General features: G+C 49.0%; 10 protein-coding genes. 3 read left to right on the top strand and 7 right to left on the bottom strand.

The genetic code is table 11. The annotated features are described in order from the left end of the window. Positions 1-62: 62 nt before the first annotated feature. The 7 genes from BUB52_RS02845 to BUB52_RS02815 all read right to left on the bottom strand — a co-directional run bounded on the left by BUB52_RS02845 (position 63) and on the right by BUB52_RS02815 (position 14,146). Complete coding sequence (locus BUB52_RS02845) at positions 63-1,181, bottom strand: lactonase family protein (protein ID WP_009122468.1); 1,119 nt, start codon at positions 1,179-1,181, stop codon at positions 63-65. Between the two features lie 96 nt (positions 1,182-1,277). Continuing rightward, positions 1,278-4,112 (bottom strand): glycoside hydrolase family 3 N-terminal domain-containing protein, encoded by a 2,835-nt coding sequence (locus BUB52_RS02840; protein ID WP_009122467.1) that lies wholly within the window; start codon positions 4,110-4,112, stop codon positions 1,278-1,280. A 400-nt stretch (positions 4,113-4,512) separates the two neighbouring features. After that, positions 4,513-6,198, bottom strand: coding sequence for a fimbrillin family protein (locus BUB52_RS02835; protein ID WP_139259684.1), 1,686 nt, complete (start codon positions 6,196-6,198; stop codon positions 4,513-4,515). 42 nt (positions 6,199-6,240) lie between these two features. Then, positions 6,241-7,824 (bottom strand): glycoside hydrolase family 32 protein, encoded by a 1,584-nt coding sequence (locus tag BUB52_RS02830; protein WP_009122464.1) that lies wholly within the window; start codon positions 7,822-7,824, stop codon positions 6,241-6,243. A gap of 13 nt (positions 7,825-7,837) precedes the next feature. Then, positions 7,838-9,244 (bottom strand): DUF4960 domain-containing protein, encoded by a 1,407-nt coding sequence (locus BUB52_RS02825; RefSeq protein WP_039951001.1) that lies wholly within the window; start codon positions 9,242-9,244, stop codon positions 7,838-7,840. A gap of 49 nt (positions 9,245-9,293) precedes the next feature. Continuing rightward, positions 9,294-11,039 carry a RagB/SusD family nutrient uptake outer membrane protein gene (locus tag BUB52_RS02820; RefSeq protein ID WP_009122462.1) on the bottom strand — a complete coding sequence of 582 codons (1,746 nt, stop codon included), beginning with the start codon at positions 11,037-11,039 and terminating at the stop codon, positions 9,294-9,296. Between the two features lie 26 nt (positions 11,040-11,065). After that, the gene (locus tag BUB52_RS02815) at positions 11,066-14,146 is read right to left on the bottom strand and encodes a SusC/RagA family TonB-linked outer membrane protein (RefSeq protein ID WP_009122461.1); all 3,081 of its coding nucleotides are present in this window, start codon (positions 14,144-14,146) and stop codon (positions 11,066-11,068) included. 325 nt (positions 14,147-14,471) lie between these two features. Between BUB52_RS02815 and BUB52_RS02810 the strand changes: the two genes are divergently transcribed. The 3 genes from BUB52_RS02810 (at position 14,472) to BUB52_RS02800 (ending at position 18,574) form a co-directional block, all read left to right on the top strand. After that, the gene (locus BUB52_RS02810; protein ID WP_009122459.1) at positions 14,472-16,328 is read left to right on the top strand and encodes a glycoside hydrolase family 32 protein; all 1,857 of its coding nucleotides are present in this window, start codon (positions 14,472-14,474) and stop codon (positions 16,326-16,328) included. Positions 16,329-16,341: 13 nt separating this feature from the next. Beyond that, positions 16,342-17,505: an MFS transporter gene (locus BUB52_RS02805; RefSeq protein ID WP_009122458.1), complete on the top strand. Its 1,164-nt coding sequence runs from the start codon at positions 16,342-16,344 to the stop codon at positions 17,503-17,505. Positions 17,506-17,689: 184 nt separating this feature from the next. Next, entirely contained in the window at positions 17,690-18,574 is an 885-nt protein-coding gene (locus tag BUB52_RS02800; RefSeq protein ID WP_009122457.1) for a carbohydrate kinase family protein, read from the top strand. Positions 18,575-18,596: the final 22 nt, after the last annotated feature.

Genomic DNA, 18,596 nt, shown 5'->3' with positions numbered 1-18,596 from the left:
AATTTTTAATAACAAAGTTAACGAAGTTCTTTGTTCTTGGAAATTCATTTACGAAAGATTAACTAATTGTGAAATGGCGGGATGAACTGTACACAGACCGGTTTATCGATAAGAATATCTTGCTGTGTGTCTTTTAGCAATCCGTTTTCGGTGTCGCGTTCGTATACTTGGATGACATTGCTGTCTCTGCAAGCCGCCAGCAGGTATTTGCCGTTGGGCGTGATATTGAAATGGCGCGGATGGATGCCGGTAGGCTGGTATCCCGCACGGGTTAATGTTCCGTTTACGGTATCTACCGTGAAGATGGCTATACCGTCTCCTTCCAGGCGATTGCTGGCATAGAGGAATTTGCCGTCGGGACTTAAATGGATGTCCGCACTTCCCCGGGCTTGCAGCGAGTCGGCTGCGATACTCTGTATCTGCTCCAGTTTGCCGTCGGTATAACCGAAGGCGATTACTTTACCGGACAGTTCATTGATGAGATAAGCGAACTTACCGTTCGGGCTGAATGTGAGGTGGCGCGGGCCGGAATCGGGAGTGATATCGGTCGCTTCACCGGGCAGGCGGGAGATGTTGCCTTCGGAACTTAATGTAAAGCGCAGAATACGGTCGGCACTGAAATCGGTGGCGAATATATACTTCCCGTCCGGTGAGAATAGGGCGCAATGGATGTGCGGTACGATTTGGCGAATGGTGTCCGGGCCGTTGGCCGTACCTTTAAAGAGCGCTTCCGCAGGTGATAGCGTACCGTCCTTGCGCAACCGGAATACAGACATGTTTCCGCCGCTGTAATTGGCGGTCAGTACTTCTTTGCCGTTCGTGGATACGTAACAGGGAGCCGCTCCCGGAGTACGTTCGCTGTTCAGCAGGCGGAGATTGCCCGTTTGTTTATCAAAGGCAAGCGCATTGACGGCTGCCGTGCTGTCATTCATCTCGCTTACGGCATAAATGAATTTACCGTCTTCCGATGGCGTGAGGTAGGACGGGTTGGATAGCTCCACCGAGCCGAGCGGCGTGGCCGTACCCGTCTTTTGGTTGAAACGGAAAGAATAGATACCTTTACTTGTTCCGTCGGTGTATGTACCTATCAACATGGATAGTTCATCTTCACCGCTGTTGACGGTCTTTTGAGGCGTGCAGGCCGCCATACTTAATCCGAGCATACAATAAAGAAGTTTCATTGGAGTTATGAGTTATAAGTTATAAGTTTGTTTTTAGTTCCCGAAAGGAAAAAGTACAAGCGAATAACTTATAACTCATAACTTATAACTTGTATTTTATTCTTTCAGCACTACTTCCGCTATTCCTACGCGGTCGTCATTCAGCACGATGCGCAGGTCGCTGGCGGTAGTTCCCTTGAACGAGTAGGGGATGAGCTGCTCATATTGGCTGACAGTACCCGAATAAACCGTCAGGAATTGCCCGCCACCGCCCGAGAGCTGTATTTCAAACTCTGCCGGCAGCTTGTTATCGCGTTTGAAGGCGATAGATACTTCGTCTACTTTAGCACCGTTCTTTAGAGCAAAGGTAATATAATCTCCCTTATTACCTTGCCAAACGGTGCTGATTTTTCCGTCGAGCACGTTCGTGGCATTTTCCATATCGGTACTGGCCGTTACGGGACTGACGGGCTTTTGGCTTTCAAGGGCATGCAGACGGCTCCGGTAGTCTTCTACGGTAAGTATGCCATTCAGCCGGATGTCCTCGGAAGATGCGCCAGCCATGATGGCGAACTCGCCCGGTTCCACTATCCACTTCATATCGGCATTCAGCAGTTCGAGGTGCTTGCGGTCGAGCGTGAAAGTAACCTCTTTGGTTTCTCCCGGTTTCAAACGGATGCGTTCAAAGCCGGCAAGATTCTTTTCGTAGGTGGTAATGCTGCTCAATATATCGCGGGTGTAGAGTTGTACCACTTCATCACCGGCACGTTTGCCGGTATTCGTCACTTTTAGGCGTACGGTGGCTTTTTGGTCGGGCGTGATTACTTTGGGACTGATTTCGAGGTCGGAATACTCAAAAGTGGTATAGCTCAGACCGTAGCCGAAGGGATAAAGCGCGCCGTTGATGCGCGACATATTGCCGTCCGCTCCCGGATTCTTGCCGCCGTCAATCTGTGAAGCCGGTTTGCAGGGGAAGTTGAACGGTATTTGTCCGACTGTTTTAGGGAAAGTAACTGTCAGCTTGCCGCCGGGGTTGTAGTCGCCGAAGAGAATGTCGGCTACTGCCGTACCGCCTTTGGAACCCGGGTACCAGGCCTCGAGAATGGCGGGGACAAACTTGTCAGCCCAGTTTACGGATAGCGGACGGCCGTTTATCAGTACCAGTACCACAGGTTTACCCGTGGCTTGTACAGCTTGAAGCAATTTCAATTGGTGTCCCGGTAAATCCAGGCTTGTACGCGATTTGTTCTCGCCGCAGGTACGCTGACCGCCGCCCAGTACTACTACCGCCACATCAGCTTGGCGGGCATTGGCAGCGGCACGGTCTATTTCAGCCTGTTCGTCGGGGGTAAGCGGATATTCTATGATTTCGCTTTCCGGCCAATGGGCGTCTACGAGGTCGCAACCTTTGGTATAAAGCACTTCGGCCTTACCTTGCGCTTTTTCGCGGATACCTTCGAGGACGGTAGTCACCTCTACTGCAAGCGGGCCGTAGTGTGTCAGAGCATAGCCTTCCTCATCGGCGTTCGGGCCGCAGACGGCAATCTTCTTTATCTTATCGATATTCAGCGGCAGTGTGTTATCTGCATTTTTCAGCAATACGACGGACTCGCGGGATGCTTGCAGGGCAACGGCTTCATTGGCCGCCTTTTCCACTTCGTTATCAGCTCCGGCAAGGTCTGTTTGGTAGGGAGAGTCGAACAGTCCGATAAGGAACTTTACCCGAAGGATGTCGCGCACACGGTCGTTGATGACTTCTTCGCTCAGCCCGCCTTCCTTTACGAGTTCGCGCAGCGGAAGCACGAACGAGTCGGGCGAGCGGAATGTACAACGTACGTTGAGGCCTGCCTCCACACTTTGGCGTACGGCTTCTTTCATGTCTTTGGCGGTGTTGTGCTTGGTATAGAGATACTCCACGGCATCGCTGTCCGACACTACATATCCCCGGAAGCCCATTTCCTGGCGCAGGCGGGTTGTCAGCCAGTAGTAGCTGCCCTGAACGGGGATACCGTCGTAGTCGTTATAGGAGCTCATGATACCCAGTAGTCCGGTTTCACGGATTACCCGCTTGAAAGGGTAGATATGGATGTTTTCCACTTCGCGCGGCGACATTTGCGGATCGACGCGTGACATGCCTTCACGTGCTCCCTTATTGTTGCTGTAGGCGGCAAAATGTTTGGCAGTGGCGGCTACTTGGTGGTTATGTTGCAGTCCGCGTACCATTTCGATACCCAGTTCGGCAACGAGATAGGGAGATTCACCGTAGACTTCCTCATAACGTCCCCAGCGCTGGTCGCGGCCTACATCGAGGATGGGGGCGTAGACGTTGGTGTAGCCCAGCATACGGGCTTCCCGTCCGGTGATAAGTCCGACTTGGCGGATTAGCTCACGGTTCCATGTGTGTCCTAAGCCCAGTTGGGTGGGGAAGTTGGTGGCTTTGTAACTTTCCACGCCACGGATGCCTTCATTGGTGAAGTCTACGGGGATGCCGAGGCGGGTATCTTCAACGAAGAAACGTTGTACTTCGTTCAACGCCCAGGCGTGGCGTGAGGCAGGCCAGACGTTTTCATTGTCCGAGGGGGGAAGCCCCCATTGCTGGAAACCGTTCAGATGCTCGTCGATGGCTCCGATACCGTCTTTCCAAAGCATCTGTTTCCATTCGGGAGTGGGAAGATCGTCTTTTAGTACCCGTTTGTAGCCGTAGAGGGTAACCATCTGGCAGGTTTTTTCTTCGAGTGTCATCTGTTGCAAAAGGTTTTCGATGCGGTCGTCGAGTGTTGCGGCGGGATCTTCGTATATGTCTTTAACACCGTTTTTGTTGAAATCTATCCAACCCTTGCGGTACATTTCGCTTTTTACCGGTTTGTAGTGTGCCGGTACTTTTGTAGTTTTCTGTGCAGACAGTAATGTGCCACTGCCTAATAACAAGGTAGCTACAATTAATTTTTTCATGGTATGGTATGTTTTTTATAGTTTTCTTCGGGTGTCAAAGATAATGAGTTTTAGAGACAGGAAAGGATAAAATTGTCCGAAGTACGGGTATTTATTGTACATACTGTATCGGGATAGGATGATAGCTGCGGATAATGGCGTCTGTGCCTTTGACTGATAGATTATATGGTTGATATCTCTTCGTTGATTGAGTCAGTGTCTCTCTGTCATAAGGTGATTTATGATTAAAAGGCTTATAATATCATATTATAAGCCTTTTAATATAGTATTATGAGCCTTTTAATAGTCTCTCGGTCGTGAGGTTATTATGGCTTTGATAGAAACCTTGTTCTATTTAGGGGTATCATTACAGGTAATCACAAATAATGTATATTTAATATATTATTGTTTGTGGTTGTTGCTATTTGTTGTTGGATTGGCTGATTAAGTAATCAATGGTGTTTTCTGTAAGTTTATATAAACTGGCAGATACGCTAAGGTCTGTTCCTTGCCAAAAGAAATATGGATCTCCAATGACTATGGCACACCCATGTTGCAGTCCTGTCTCTTTTGATATTTCAGCGATGGAAACAACATTCTGGTTATTAATATCACCTGCCAATACGTTTGCTTTGGTAGCGCTTGTCCAGGTATTTAAGCCTATGTCTTGAGTGTTCCAACCACGAAATTTTCTTTTGATGGTGTATGTCCCGCTATAAATGGGATTATTGAATTCAACGAATATTGGATGGTCTGTATCTTTGATTGTAAGATTAGGGTTCTCAGTCTGTTCGTTATCTCCCGATTCAAATTTCCAAGTGAGATTACTATATTCTGCCGGAATAATTCCCCAAATACCGAGGCTTAGCATTGCTTCACGAGAAGCAAAAACGGCACCGCCATTGGCATAGTATTGTTTTATGGCTTGATTCATTTGACAGTTCTCATTTAAATTCTCAAAATCGAAGTGTGTCCAAATCATTTTGTATGAACTCAAATCAATGTTTTCATTTACATCATTCATGGATAAGTACTCTACATCATACTTGTCCGTATTTACTAACCAATTATAAGCGGCTCCTGCTTCTGCATCAAAAGAGCCTATATCTTCTGCATTGCTTATAAATGCAATCTTTGTTTTACCCGGTTCATTCTCATTCCACCCCTTTATCGTATTATTATCAATAGTAATGGTAGCATGGATTGTAGCATCTTTTACCTCCGCGTTAATGGTGTATGAGTTGTTTGGTTCGAACTTTTTATTGTCGGGCAGAGTGAATGATGTCTTTAGATTATCATTTTCATCACCAATCCGTAAGTCGAGAGATTCGGCGTTCTGCGGGTAAATGATGCGGATGATTTCCATTTCCGTGCCGTTTGTAGAGTTGAAAGTTCCGATAGACCAATCATTTACTACATTACTACCATTGGCTCTTGCGATACCGGAATTTGTATCAAATGTGCCTTCGTGTATTAAACCGCCTAATATAATGTTCTTGCCATTGATGTCCGTATTATCGGTTACCTTAATCTTCACTCGGATACGTGCCATCCTGTGTTGGAATTCTAAGTTTATTTGGGGGCTTTCACTCCCCTCTATGTAGCTTATTTCACCGGTTTTAGCAAATAAGAAATCGATATTCTTTTGCGGTGCTTCCGTATTCGTGCTAGCTTCAATAATACTGTTTTCGATAGTGGCAGTATGCGGATAATACGCTGTGAAAACCATTTTATTCTCTGAGGTATAGGCTATCTCGTCTTGTTCTGTTCCAACCCAAGAGAATGTGGTAGACTCTCCGTCTGCATCCGCTTTGTATTGTACGTTTGTATATTTAGGAGTGGATGTTGTTCCTACTATTTCAGAAGCCGATATGCCTACAAGGTCACCTATTTCCCACTCACTGTTTGTCGTTACGCGAGTAGTGATACCTGCCGAGAAGTCCACAGCCACGGGTTGTGCCAGTTGCTTGCCCTCACCTTGGCCGAGAATATCGTCTTCGTCGTCATTGCTGCATGCCGTAAAGGTCAATGTCAGTGTTGTAAAGGTCAACGCCAAAAGCCTGAAGGCTAACTTTGATGAAATAAGAGTAGATAGTTTTGTTTTCATGATATTTGTTCTTTTTAGTATTGGTATTCTTTTGTTTTCCATTTAGTAGCAGCTCACTTTTATGTCGCTCACCTGTATGCTGCCCGCATAAGAGTCTAACGACCAGCAATTTTTCTGTATGCCGTAGATGCGGTTGGTGTATGCCACGTTCTCGTTGATGTAGACGGTACATACGGAATTGTCCGTGCAGATAGTGACATGATAAATATTATCGGCGGGAACGGGAAATTTGTAGCTGTCTATTCCTGCGATGAATCCCATGCCTTCCTTCCCTTTCTGCTCGAAGTTGATTTTGCGGTTGCTGTTGTTGTCTTCCGGATTGATGATAAGGGAGTAGTATTTCCCAGAGTTTGTGCCGCGTACCAGGGAAATACCGAATATATCTTCGTTACTTGAGGCTGTTACGGTAAATGTAAGCTTGTTGTGTACCTTCAGGCGGTTGAAAAGTACGTAGGCATCACCGCTGAGCGTATAGTTGCCGTTACTCTCGGCTACACCGGTTTCACTTTGCGCCATTACTTTCAGTGCGGTGTTGTCGGTGTACTTGTTCAGAATTCCGTCTACATATCCTAATGAGAGCGTGCCGTCTTCATGCTGGATAATCTTATGCATCACAAGATTACCCGCCCACTCGGGTTCGGCAGGAGCAGCGCCGACAGCCGTATTGTCATTGCCGGCACGGGTGGGACACCAGCCCCAAATGTAACGGTCGGTTCCGTTGCTTGCCGTTTTTCCGGCATAGAAGGCACGGGAGTCGAGCACACCCTCTTTGTTGTCGGGGAAAGTAGGTGCGGCGGTCATTTGTTTCAGTTCGTCCAGCGTGCCGCCTTTGAAGTAGCATACCTTGCGTGATACGGCATTCTGGTCGGAATACACGAGGTACCACCAGTCGCCCATCTTGAATACATCGGCACATTCGTAGAAGCGGTCGGCGCCCCAGTGCATCGGCATGAATACGCCCGCGTGTTCCCATGTTTTCAAGTCGGTGGAAGTGTACTCGGCGAGTACTCCTATACCGTCTTTCTTAGTGGATACGATCATGTGATATTTGCCACTCTCGCTTTCGAAGATGAAAGGGTCGCGGAAGTCTTTCCGGCTGTAACCGTCATTGCTGCCGGGCAGGAAGAAAGTACGGTCTTTGCTCCACGTCTTGAAATCGGTGGAAGTGGCCCGCATCACGACTTCGGTGTCGGCTGTGTGTCCGGTGTAATAGGTATAATATAGCTTATTGGCTTCATCATAGAACGTACAGCCTGTACCTAAGGCCGCGTCGAGCTCCTCTTCCGTTCCGGTGGGGATAAGTTCACCCAATGAGGTGTAACTGCCGCCGTCTTTGGTACTTACCGCCCAAAACGGGTGGTAAGTGGTCTGATTGGGGCGGTACTCCTGTAAGTACATTATTTTGAAGTCACCGGCTTGCGGGTCGTAGAACGGCATGGGGTCGCCCACGTAGCCCAGTTGCGGTTTGTAGTAAGTGCCGAACATGTTTTCATCGGTCGGCTCGAAATAAGTGGCGGTGTTGTCCCAGTCCTTTTGGGTGAGCACGGGAGCGTTATCGTCGTTGCAACTGCCGAGGGTTGTACCCAGCAGCGCGGCGTATGCAAGTGTGTATATCATTGTTTTCATTGTATGTCAGTCTTTATTTACCGGTTAGATAATCGATTGCATTTTTCGTGAACTTGGCTACATTGCCGTGGTATGGGTCTTTGGATGTGTCGATGCCTTCCGAATACCAGTCGTAGCAACCGGAACCGATGCAGAAGACGCCGCCCTTGCCGCCGTCGGCCGGATATTCCCAAACCACGATAGCTCCGTCGCCACCGTAACCTAAGGCTTGGCCGCCATGTTTCCGAGACCAGTCGGCCTCATCGTTGTAATCTCCCCAAGGGTTCGCTCCATCTTGCGAGCGTAAATGCCATTGAGCGGTAGTGTTGGTGATTCCGTAGCCCTTACCGCAGGTATATACGGCATTACCTTCGTGTATACCTTGATAGGCAGGGTGATTTTCATGTCCTTGTATAAAGAAACTCCACGGCTCTGCGGTGATTTCGGGTTCGGCTTCCGTGTGTCCGAGCCAGCAGTTGTTGGGATTCTTATTGTCTTTGGACGCTCCCAGATTGACGGCGTAGAAAGTGGCGTACCGTGTCAATAACAGGTTCATGCCCTGCTCATAACGTGTTTTAATCGCATCGGCAGCAGACAAGGCGGCCGGAGCAGCCGTTTCGAACTTGTTCATATCATCGATGGTGGCGTCTGCATGGAAATGCCACCACAACACCTTACATTCACTTAAATCCGCGTTGCCTGACGCTATGTCGCTGAAAGAAACATATTGCGCGTCTTTCACATTGAACAGCATCCACGTCGCCGCTTCTTTCTCTTCGGGGTTCAGTCCTTCGATGGTGGAAGCGAGGCCTGCATAAACCGCTGCCGGCTTGCCTGCGGGTGTGAGTACCTTTACGGTATAGACAGCCGATGCCATATTGTTGGATACGATGAAGTCTACCGGACGGCTGAAATCCATGGCGGTTCCTCCGGCAGGGGCTACGATGGCTCCTTCGGTGGCGGTGTAGGTGGGGACGAGCTTCGTTATATCGGCGGAAGCCGGTACCTGAACCAGAATGTTCTGGTTTTGCTGGTCGATGATGCCGCTATACATATCATTCAGTTGGAATGTCAGAATCCGCGCTTCATCGTATCTCGTTTGGATGACGTATTGCTGGAATACGTTGCCATTGGCTACTTTTACAGTCTGCGTCATGTTCAGATTCAGCACATCTCCCTGTTTGAGGGTCGCCTCGGCGCCTGCCGGCAGTTGTATGTCGGTCACTGTCATTGCCGCCATATCGTAGTCTTCCGGCAGGGTGATGGTGATAGTCTCTTTTTGAGGGTCGATGGCGCCGGAGTAGTTGTCCAGCGCAAAGGATTTGATGGCGGTGTCTTCGTTCAGTCTGAGCGCGCTGCTGTTGTCATCGCTGCATCCCGTAGCCAATAATAGGATGGCTGTGAGGAAAGACAGGTTAAATATATTCAGGATTGATTTCATTCTTTTCTGTTTTTGAAGGTAAAACGATGTTTCCATTCCCGCAGGGGAGTTACCAGTTGCCGCAGTTCTGTACATATCTTCCGTTGCTGGCACTGATTTGCGCAAACGGTATGGGCAGGTACTCGTTTTTGTTTTTGGTAAACGAGGCGTTGGAGTAGATACTGCAATCGGCTGCTTCTTCGGCATAGTACTTGTTCAGTACTTCGGCCGCTTCACCCCAGCGTACGAGGTCGAAGAAGCGGTCGCACTCCATGGCAAGTTCCACACGACGCTCGAACTTCAGCATTTTCAAGGCATCGGTTTGGCTGTATGTACCGTTGTAAGGCTCTACCTTAATCTTTACGCCATAGTCCTCGGCATAATTCTTTATCACACTGGTACTTGCGGTAACGCTCTGACCGGCACGGCTGCGTACTTCGTTTATCAGGCTTACGGCTTCTTCGATCCGGCCGTCGTTCAGTTGAATCAGAGCCTCGGCACGCATCAGCAATACGTCGGCATAGCGCAGTACGATGTGGTTCATAGGCGTGCCCCAATAACTACCTTTCACCAGATAACCGCCGTCGGGGTCTACGTTCTGTTTCAGGGTGACGTTATAGCCGTACAGACCGCCGCTACGGCTCCATGTATTGTTTTTCTTCATCATGTATTTGGTGTTGAATTCGTAAGGAAACTCCGGCATACCTACCGTGAGGAACAGACGCGGGTCGGCGTTGTCCTCGGCCTTGTCGTAGTTCTTGGTGTTGAAGCTGTCGAATAACGGATGTCCGCCGGCATCGGTACGGAAAGCGTTTACCAAGTTCTGACTGGGTTTGTAGAAGTCGGTACCGCCGTCTGTCACACCCGGAATATTGGGTACAATCAGACCGTTGGACCAGTTACAGTTACCGTTCTTTGTTCCGTCGTTCATGGAGTATTGCATGGCCCACAGAGATTCCACACCGTTTTCATATTCCGGTTCAGGACGGAAGTTGTTGTGAAAATCCGGTTCCAGACCATAGCCGCCTGCGCTCATGATGCTCTTGTCCGTGTATTTCACCACTTGAAGAAGGTCTTCCGCATTAATGGAAGTTACTTCGTTGGTGGCATCGTCGTCCTGACGGTATGCTTTGTACAGATATGTTTTTGCCAGATAAGCCGCAGCGGCAGCACGGGTAGGGCGTCCTTTGTCCTCTTGGGTAACCGGCAGGTTCTTGTAGGCGAACTCAAAGTCTCCGGCTATCTCCGCCCAGCTCTCGTCGTTGGTATAGACATCGTTGGACAAGTTGTTATAACCTTCCTGATCCAGCGTCTCATCATTGGCTATGACTATCTTCTTGAAAAGCTGTTTCAGCAGGAAATGTCCGTGTCCGCGCAGGAAACGCATTTCCGCGATACGCTGCTGCTTTTCCGGGTAGGTGGTTTCGTCCATCCCGTTCAGAGATTTTAAAGCCATGTTTACGCGTGAGATGCTGTTGTATAACCGTTGCCAGATGTCGCTGATGTTCCATGCGGTGGTCATGATACCTTGCGAGGTTTCCAACGCGTGAAACACATCGCCGTCTTCCGTACCGTTGCCGCCTTTGTAAGCGTCATCCGAGCGGACATCGTAGTTCCATAAGGAGAAAGAGGAGTTGATATCCTCGGCGCTGATCCATACGGCGTATGCCGAAATCACCAGGTTGTCTATATAAGCCGGGTCTTGCAGTTGTTCTTCGTCCACACTTCCCTGCGGTGTCTGGCTTTCCAGGAAGTCGGAGCATCCGGTGCATATCCATGCGAGTCCGAAGATAAGGGTATATACTAAATTCTTCATGGTCTTTCTATTTGTTGTTCATTGTATTAAAAGCTGACGTTCACGCCAAAAGTGATATTCAAAGGAATGGGGTAGCCGTAGTTCACGTTTTCCGGGTCTACTCCGGTGAAATCTTTGCTCTTGATGGTGAGCAGGTTCTGCGCGCTGAGGTAGAAGCGCAGGCGCTCCATGCGGATTTTCTCCGCCCATGCTTTCGGTACGTTGTAGCCTACCTGCAGATTGCGCAGTTTCAGGAATGAACCGTTCTCCACATAATAGGTGGATACGCGTTTCTCGTTGTTACTGTCGTTACGGGCAAGCGCCGGAATGTCGGAACCGGGATTGGCGGGTGACCAGGCATCGAGTACGCGTTTGCCTTTGTTCAGGAAGCCGATGTTGAGGCCGCTCCACAGGTCGGTTTCTTTCTTTAAATCACTGATGATGTCTACTCCTTGCACGCCTTGCCAGAACATGGTAAGGTCGAAGTTCTTATATTCCAAATAGATATTGATACCGTAGCTGAAAGCAGGCGTAGGGTCGAATATCCATTGCTGGTCTTTCTCGTTGATGATACCGTTGCCGTCCAGGTCGCGCCAGCGGATGCGTCCCAAGCCTGCACCTTCCTGAGTGGCGTGGTTGTCGATTTCTTCCTGTGACTTGAAAAGGCCGTCGGCTACGTAGCCTACCTGTGCCCCGTTGGGGTGTCCTATCACACTTTCCACGCCGTTTCCACCAAAAGTTCCGTTGGCCGCTACCGTGGCGGGCAAGGCGGTGATTTTGTTGCGGTAAGAGGAGAGGTTGGCATTGATGTCGTACTTCAGTCCGAATTTTGTACTGTTGCGGTAGCCTAAGTTCAGTTCAAAACCTTTGTTTTCCATTTCACCGGCATTAATCCACTGCTTGCTTCCTTCACCCATGGTGGCGATGCCTGCCATTTCTACCAGAATGTCGGTCGTCTTTTTATAGTACCAGTCGAACGAACCGTACAGTGTCTGGTCGAAAAGGGAAAAGTCGAAACCGAGGTCGGTTTGTGTGGTAGTTTCCCATTTGATACCGTTGTTGCCGAGTTGGTCGCGTTTGAAACCGGATTGAAGAATACTTCCGCCATTGCTTCCCGTGATGTCGTAGGAAGTTCCGTAGCTTCCGCCGCCGTTTTCCGTTCCGGCGTAGTTGGGCACATAAATCGTATAACGGGCGTTGTTGCTGATTTCCTGATTACCGGTCTGTCCCCAGGACGCGCGTATTTTCAAATCGTCCAGCCATTGGATGCCTTTCATGAATTCTTCCTGACTGAGACGCCAGCCGGCGGAAACCGACGGGAAGGTGGCATAGCGGTTGTCCTTGCCGAAGCGCGAAGAACCGTCACGACGTACGGTAAGTGACAGCAGATATTTGTCGTTGTATGTATAGTTCAGCTTTCCGAAGAAAGAAACCAGCGAGTAACCTTCGCCTGCACCGTAGGACTGCGCCGTGCCTACACCGGCATCCGGCCACATATAGTCGGGCGTAAGGATGGAAAAGTTTTCTTTGTAACCTGAGAAATGTATATCGTCCTCACGGTTCAGCTCCACACCCAACATTACGTCTCCACGGTGTTTGCCGACTTCCATGTTATAGGTGGCGATGGCATTCCACATCCATTTGGTCCAATGCTCTTGCTTTGCTTCTATGGCATTCTTGTCGTTGGCTACGTTACCTTCCGTGATGGGATAGGTAAAGATGCGTTGTTGCTTCTGTGAGTAGTCTATGCCGAACGTAGAGCGGAGATTGAAGTTCTTGAACGGGTTCAGGTTGACGTATGCATCGCCGAACATGCGCCAGTATGTGTAGCGGTTGTCGGCATTGCGTTGCAGGCGCGCTACCGGATTTTCGCGGTCGGGATAGCCGCTGACGGGGCCGGCAAATTCACCTTCGGTAGTATATACCGGTAGTGAAGGATTGGCTTGCAGCACGTTTTGCAGGAATCCGCCGGGAGCTTGCACTTCGCTGGTACGGTTTACGGTGAAGTGCTCGCCTACGGTCAGCAGATTGTCTATCAGCTTGTAGTCGGCATTCATACGGGCGGATATACGGTCGAAATCGGTATCTTTGATGATACCCAGATTCTTGTAATATCCTAAGGAGAAGAAAGAAGAACCTTTCTCCGAGCCGTTGCTCACGGATACGTTGTATTGTTGGATGATACCTGTGCGTGTGGTACGGTCGAACCAGTCGGTGTCTGCGGCGGGTACTGTGCCGGCGGCATCCAGATACTTGCGCATGCTGATGCCGTTGAGTTGCGGGTAACCGTTTGCGCCGTAGCTCCAGTCATAGAGGTAGCCCAGGTTGTTGGTGTTCGGGTCTTGTCCTTCGTTCACGTAGGCTTGCCACATGGCGCGGCCGTATTCTTCGGCGTTCAGCACTTCCAGCTTGTTGGTGTACATGGAAGCGGAAACGGAAGCATCAAAGTTAATCTTGAGTTGCCCTTCTTTACCTTTCTTTGTGGTAATGATGATGACGCCGTTGGCGGCGCGGCTACCGTAGATAGAGGCGGAAGCGGCATCCTTCAGTACCTGTATGGATTCGATGTCACTGCCGTTCAGTTCGTGCATACCGCCTTTGGTGGGTACGCCGTCGATGATGTAGAGCGGGTCGTTGTTGTTCAGCGTACCTACGCCGCGAATACGGATGGTGGTACTGCCGCTCGGATTACCGTCGGCCGTAATGTTCATGCCCGGTACACGCCCCTGCATGGCTTTCATCGGATTGTTTTCGTTCTGCTTGGCTATCTCGTCCATGCTCACTACGGAGATGGAACCGGTAAGGTCGGCCTTGCGCTGTGTGGTGTAGCCGGTTACTACTACTTCCTGTAACATTTCCGAATCCTCGTGCATGATGACGGTCATGGATGTTTCCGCTTTCAGGGTCAGTGTTTGGTAGCCTATATAAGAGAAAGTGATTTCGGAGCCCGGCTTTACGGTGAGGGTGAAGTTGCCGTCTATATCCGTAATCGTTCCGTTGGTTTTATCTGCCTTATCCACAACGGATGCCCCGATGATGGGGTAGCTGTCGGTAGCAGAAGTTACCGTTCCCTTTATTTGGATGTTTTGCGCATAGACAAAACCGCATAATCCTAAAAGGAACATCATAATGCTAAGTTTTCTCATACATTATAAATTTATTGTTAACAGTTATCTTGTGAATTCTCAAAACAGCTTTCCCGATCATGTTTTGATGTTGCAAAGTAAATGGTTTGTATTGAAACAGGCTATAAAAAATGATACGGATGCTGCGAAATTTGTTTCATGATATGAGGCTGACCGCGCCCAGGAGATAGCCTGGTATCATTTTTAGCAGCATTTGTAACATTTGTGTTAGCCCTTTTCGCTTTTATTCCTTTTCTTTGCAATGTGCTTTCCCGAGCATTGAGCGAGTTCATAAAGTAAACATTAAATTTAATACCTGATTTTGAAAATGAAGCATTACTCTCATAGAACACTTCTTCCTTTTTGGGGAAAGGTTATTTTAACTTCTCTTATTATAATAATGAATATCGGCATTTGTGCGGCGCAGTCTGCCGGACTGAAAATCCATTATCTGGGTGCAAACCACAGTTTGGTGCAGGTGCGGGAACCGCAGAAGTATCTTTTGCTACCGGTGGAAGAGGCTGCTCCCGAAGCTACCGTCAATGTATTGGTGAACAATAAGACAGACCGGAGTTTTCAGGTTCGCCTGGCTGTCAACCGTATCGACTACCTCGTTCCGTTTGATTTGGAGCAGTATAAAGGCAAGACGGTAACTTTCGATATTCATACCGGCAACAGCCGTGCCAATGTACGTGATGCCATGGCGGATGCCTGTTGGAAAGAACTGAAGCTCTCCGATACGTTTGATGATGCCAACCGTGAGGAATTTCGTCCTCTTTACCACCATTCTCCCCTTTATGGCTGGATGAACGATCCTAACGGGATGTTTTACAAGGACGGAGAATACCACCTCTACTACCAGTGGAACCCATACGGCTCCATGTGGGGCAACATGAACTGGGGACATTCATCCAGCAAGGACTTGATAAGCTGGCAGCATCATCCGGTAGCCATACAGCCCAACGGCTTGGGCACTGTGTTCAGCGGTAGCAGTGTGGTGGATAAGGATAATACGGCAGGTTTCGGAAAGGGAGCTGTGATTGCCATTTATACTTCGGCGGGAGCCAGCCAGATGCAAAGCCTTGCGTATAGTCTGGACAACGGAATGACTTTCCATGTCTATGAAAACAATCCTATCATTGCCGTCGACAAGGAATGCCGTGACCCGAATATGTTCTGGCACGAGAAGAGCGGTAAATGGATTCTTATTTTGGCGGCCGCTCTGGAAAAGGAAATGTGGATATATTCCTCTCCCGATTTGAAGAACTGGACGAAGGAGAGCAGCTTCGGCCATGGATATGGCGCGCAGGATGGCGTATGGGAGTGTCCGGACCTCATGGAATTGCCCGTTCGCGGAACAGACCGTACAAAATGGGTACTGATTTGCAATATCAATCCCGGTGGACCTTTCGGCGGAAGCGCGGCACAGTATTTTGTCGGTGACTTTGACGGGAAGACCTTTACTTGCGATACTAAGCCCGAAATAACCAAATGGATGGATTACGGTAAAGACCATTATGCCGCCGTATCCTGGAGCAATGCGCCCGAAAAGCGACATACCGTGATTGCCTGGATGAGCAACTGGCAATATGCCAACAATGTACCTACCAAACAGTTCCGCAGCGCCAACACATTGCCGCGCGACATCGAATTGTACGAAGGCGGTGACGGTGAGCTCTACCTGGCCGTAACCCCTGCACCGGAAGTAAATGCATTGCGTGCAGGCAAGGCGTTGAAATACGGCTCTTTTTCTGCCGGAACAAAGAAGGTTTCCCGAAAACTTCCGGCCGAGAACAGCGGTATCTGTGAGATTAATCTCGAGCTGCTTCCCCGTTCGGCAGGTAAAGTATACATTACGCTGTCCAATGATAAGGATGAACGGACTGTGATGACTTACGACTTGGAGAACTCCACATTCAGCATGGACCGTACTGCAAGCGGACTTACGGATTTCAATAAGGATTTCCCTGCCATAACCGTAGCTCCCTGTCCGGCAGAAGCCAAGCTGCGTCTGCGTCTGTTTGTAGACCGTTGCAGCGTCGAAGCTTTCGAGGGTGACGGACGTTTTGCCATGACAAACCTTGTATTCCCACAGCATCCTTACACTACCGTTTCCGTTGCCGTAGATAAAGGGCGTTGCAAAGTCAACGACTTGACTGTAAATTCTTTAAAAGTTAACAACTAAATTCCGATATCTTATGAATAACAATAATAATTCACTTGCAAAGCTGCTTCCTATGATGCTTTGCTTCTTCGCCATGGGGTTTGTAGACCTTGTAGGCATCGCTTCCAACTATGTAAAAGCAGATTTAAACCTGACTGATTCCCAGGCAAATATATTCCCTTCTCTTGTGTTCTTCTGGTTCCTTATCTTCTCCGTACCTACGGGTATGTTGATGAACCGCATCGGACGCAAGAAAACGGTACTTCTCAGTTTGGTCGTAACTTTTGCATCCCTGTTGTTGCCGGTTTTCGGAGACGGGTATGCGCTGATGCTGATTTCGTTCTCGTTACTGGGTATCGGTAATGCGTTGATGCAGACATCGCTCAATCCGCTGCTTTCTAATGTTGTCAGCGGCGAGCGGTTGGCCAGTTCGCTGACTTTCGGACAGTTTGTAAAGGCGATCGCTTCTTTCCTTGCTCCTTATATCGCCATGTGGGGGGCTACGCAGGCTATACCTTCGTTGGGTATGGGCTGGAGAGTACTGTTTCCCGTTTATATGGTGATAGCGGTTGTCGCTATCCTATGGCTGGGCACTACGTCTATTCGTGAAGAAAAGGAAGAAGGACGTCCCTCTACTTTCGGCGAATGTCTTGCTTTGCTGGGGAAACCGTTTATATTGCTTTGTTTTCTGGGTATTATGTGCCATGTGGGTATCGATGTAGGTACGAATACCACTGCACCCAAGATATTGATGGAACGTCTGGGTATGTCGCTTGCCGATGCGGGGTTTGCAACAAGTCTTTATTTCATTTTCCGTACGGCAGGTTGTTTCCTCGGAGCCTTTATTTTGCAGAAGTTATCTGCGCGAACTTTCTTCGGAATCAGTGTGTTGTGTATGCTGGTGGCGATGATAGGGCTGTTCGTTTTCCAGGAGATGACGATGATATATGTGTGTATCGCTCTGATTGGTTTCGGCAACTCGAATATTTTCCCTGTTATTTTCTCGCAAGCGTTGCTGGCGATGCCGCAGAAGAAGAACGAAGTCAGCGGGTTGATGATTATGGGGTTGTTTGGCGGTACGATATTCCCGCTTGCCATGGGTGTGGCAAGTGACGCTATCGGTCAAAGCGGAGCGGTGGCCGTGATGACGGTGGGAGTACTGTACTTGTTTTTCTATATGATGAGAATGAAACGCTGACACTTTTGCGAGCGACTCTGCAAGGTATTGTGAGAGGGGGGTATCTCAGTCGTATACAGAGATACCCTGAGTATACGACTGAGCCTATCTGTGTATACGACTGAATAGGGCTCGATATGCGACCCTGTTTCTTTACCTTTTGCAATAACGATGACAATATGTAAAACTGTAAAATAATAATATCATGAATCAGATTGTAGTAGGAATGGGTGAGGCGCTTTGGGATTGCCTGCCCGAAGGAAAGAAAATCGGCGGTGCTCCGGCAAACTTTGCCTATCATGTATCGCAATTCGGCTTTGACAGCCGCGTAGTCAGTGCGGTAGGCGCTGATGCCGACGGTGATGAAATACTGGAAGTGTTTGCGCAGAAAGGTCTGCGTACGCAGATTGAACGTGTGCCTTATCCTACGGGCACGGTGCAAGTGACGCTCGATGCGATGGGCGTGCCCTGTTATGAAATAAAAGAGGGTGTGGCTTGGGACAATATACCTTTTACGGATGAGCTGAAACGTCTGGCTCTGAACACGCGCGCCGTATGCTTCGGTTCTTTGGCGCAGCGCAATGAGGTCAGCCGCATTACGATAAACCGTTTTCTCGATACCATGCCGGACTGTGAGGAACAATTGAAGATATTCGACATTAACCTGCGTCAGGGCTTTTATACCAAAGAGATACTATGTGACTCTATGCGTCGTTGCAATGTCTTAAAAATCAATGATGAGGAGTTGGTGACAATCAGCCGTATATTCGGTTATCCGGGTATCGACTTGCAGGACAAGTGCTGGATTCTTCTTGCTAAATACAATCTGAAAATGCTTATCCTCACTTGCGGTACAAACGGCAGCTATGTATTTACTCCGGGAGTTGTATCGTTCCAGGAGACCCCGAGAGTGCCCGTTGCCGATACGGTAGGCGCAGGCGACTCATTTACCGCTGCTTTTACATCGGCTGTTCTTAGCGGTAAACCGGTGCAGGAAGCTCATAAACTGGCAGTGGAAGTTTCAGCTTATGTATGTACGCAGAGTGGGGCGATGCCGGAATTGCCGCAGGTATTGAAAGACAGAATCTGATTTTTTTGTTATCTTTGCTCAT

It is taken from the genome of Bacteroides clarus YIT 12056 (assembly GCF_900129655.1).
In the GTDB taxonomy this organism is placed as follows: Bacteria; Bacteroidota; Bacteroidia; order Bacteroidales; family Bacteroidaceae; genus Bacteroides; species Bacteroides clarus.
This window is presented reverse-complemented; position numbering and strand designations above follow the sequence as displayed.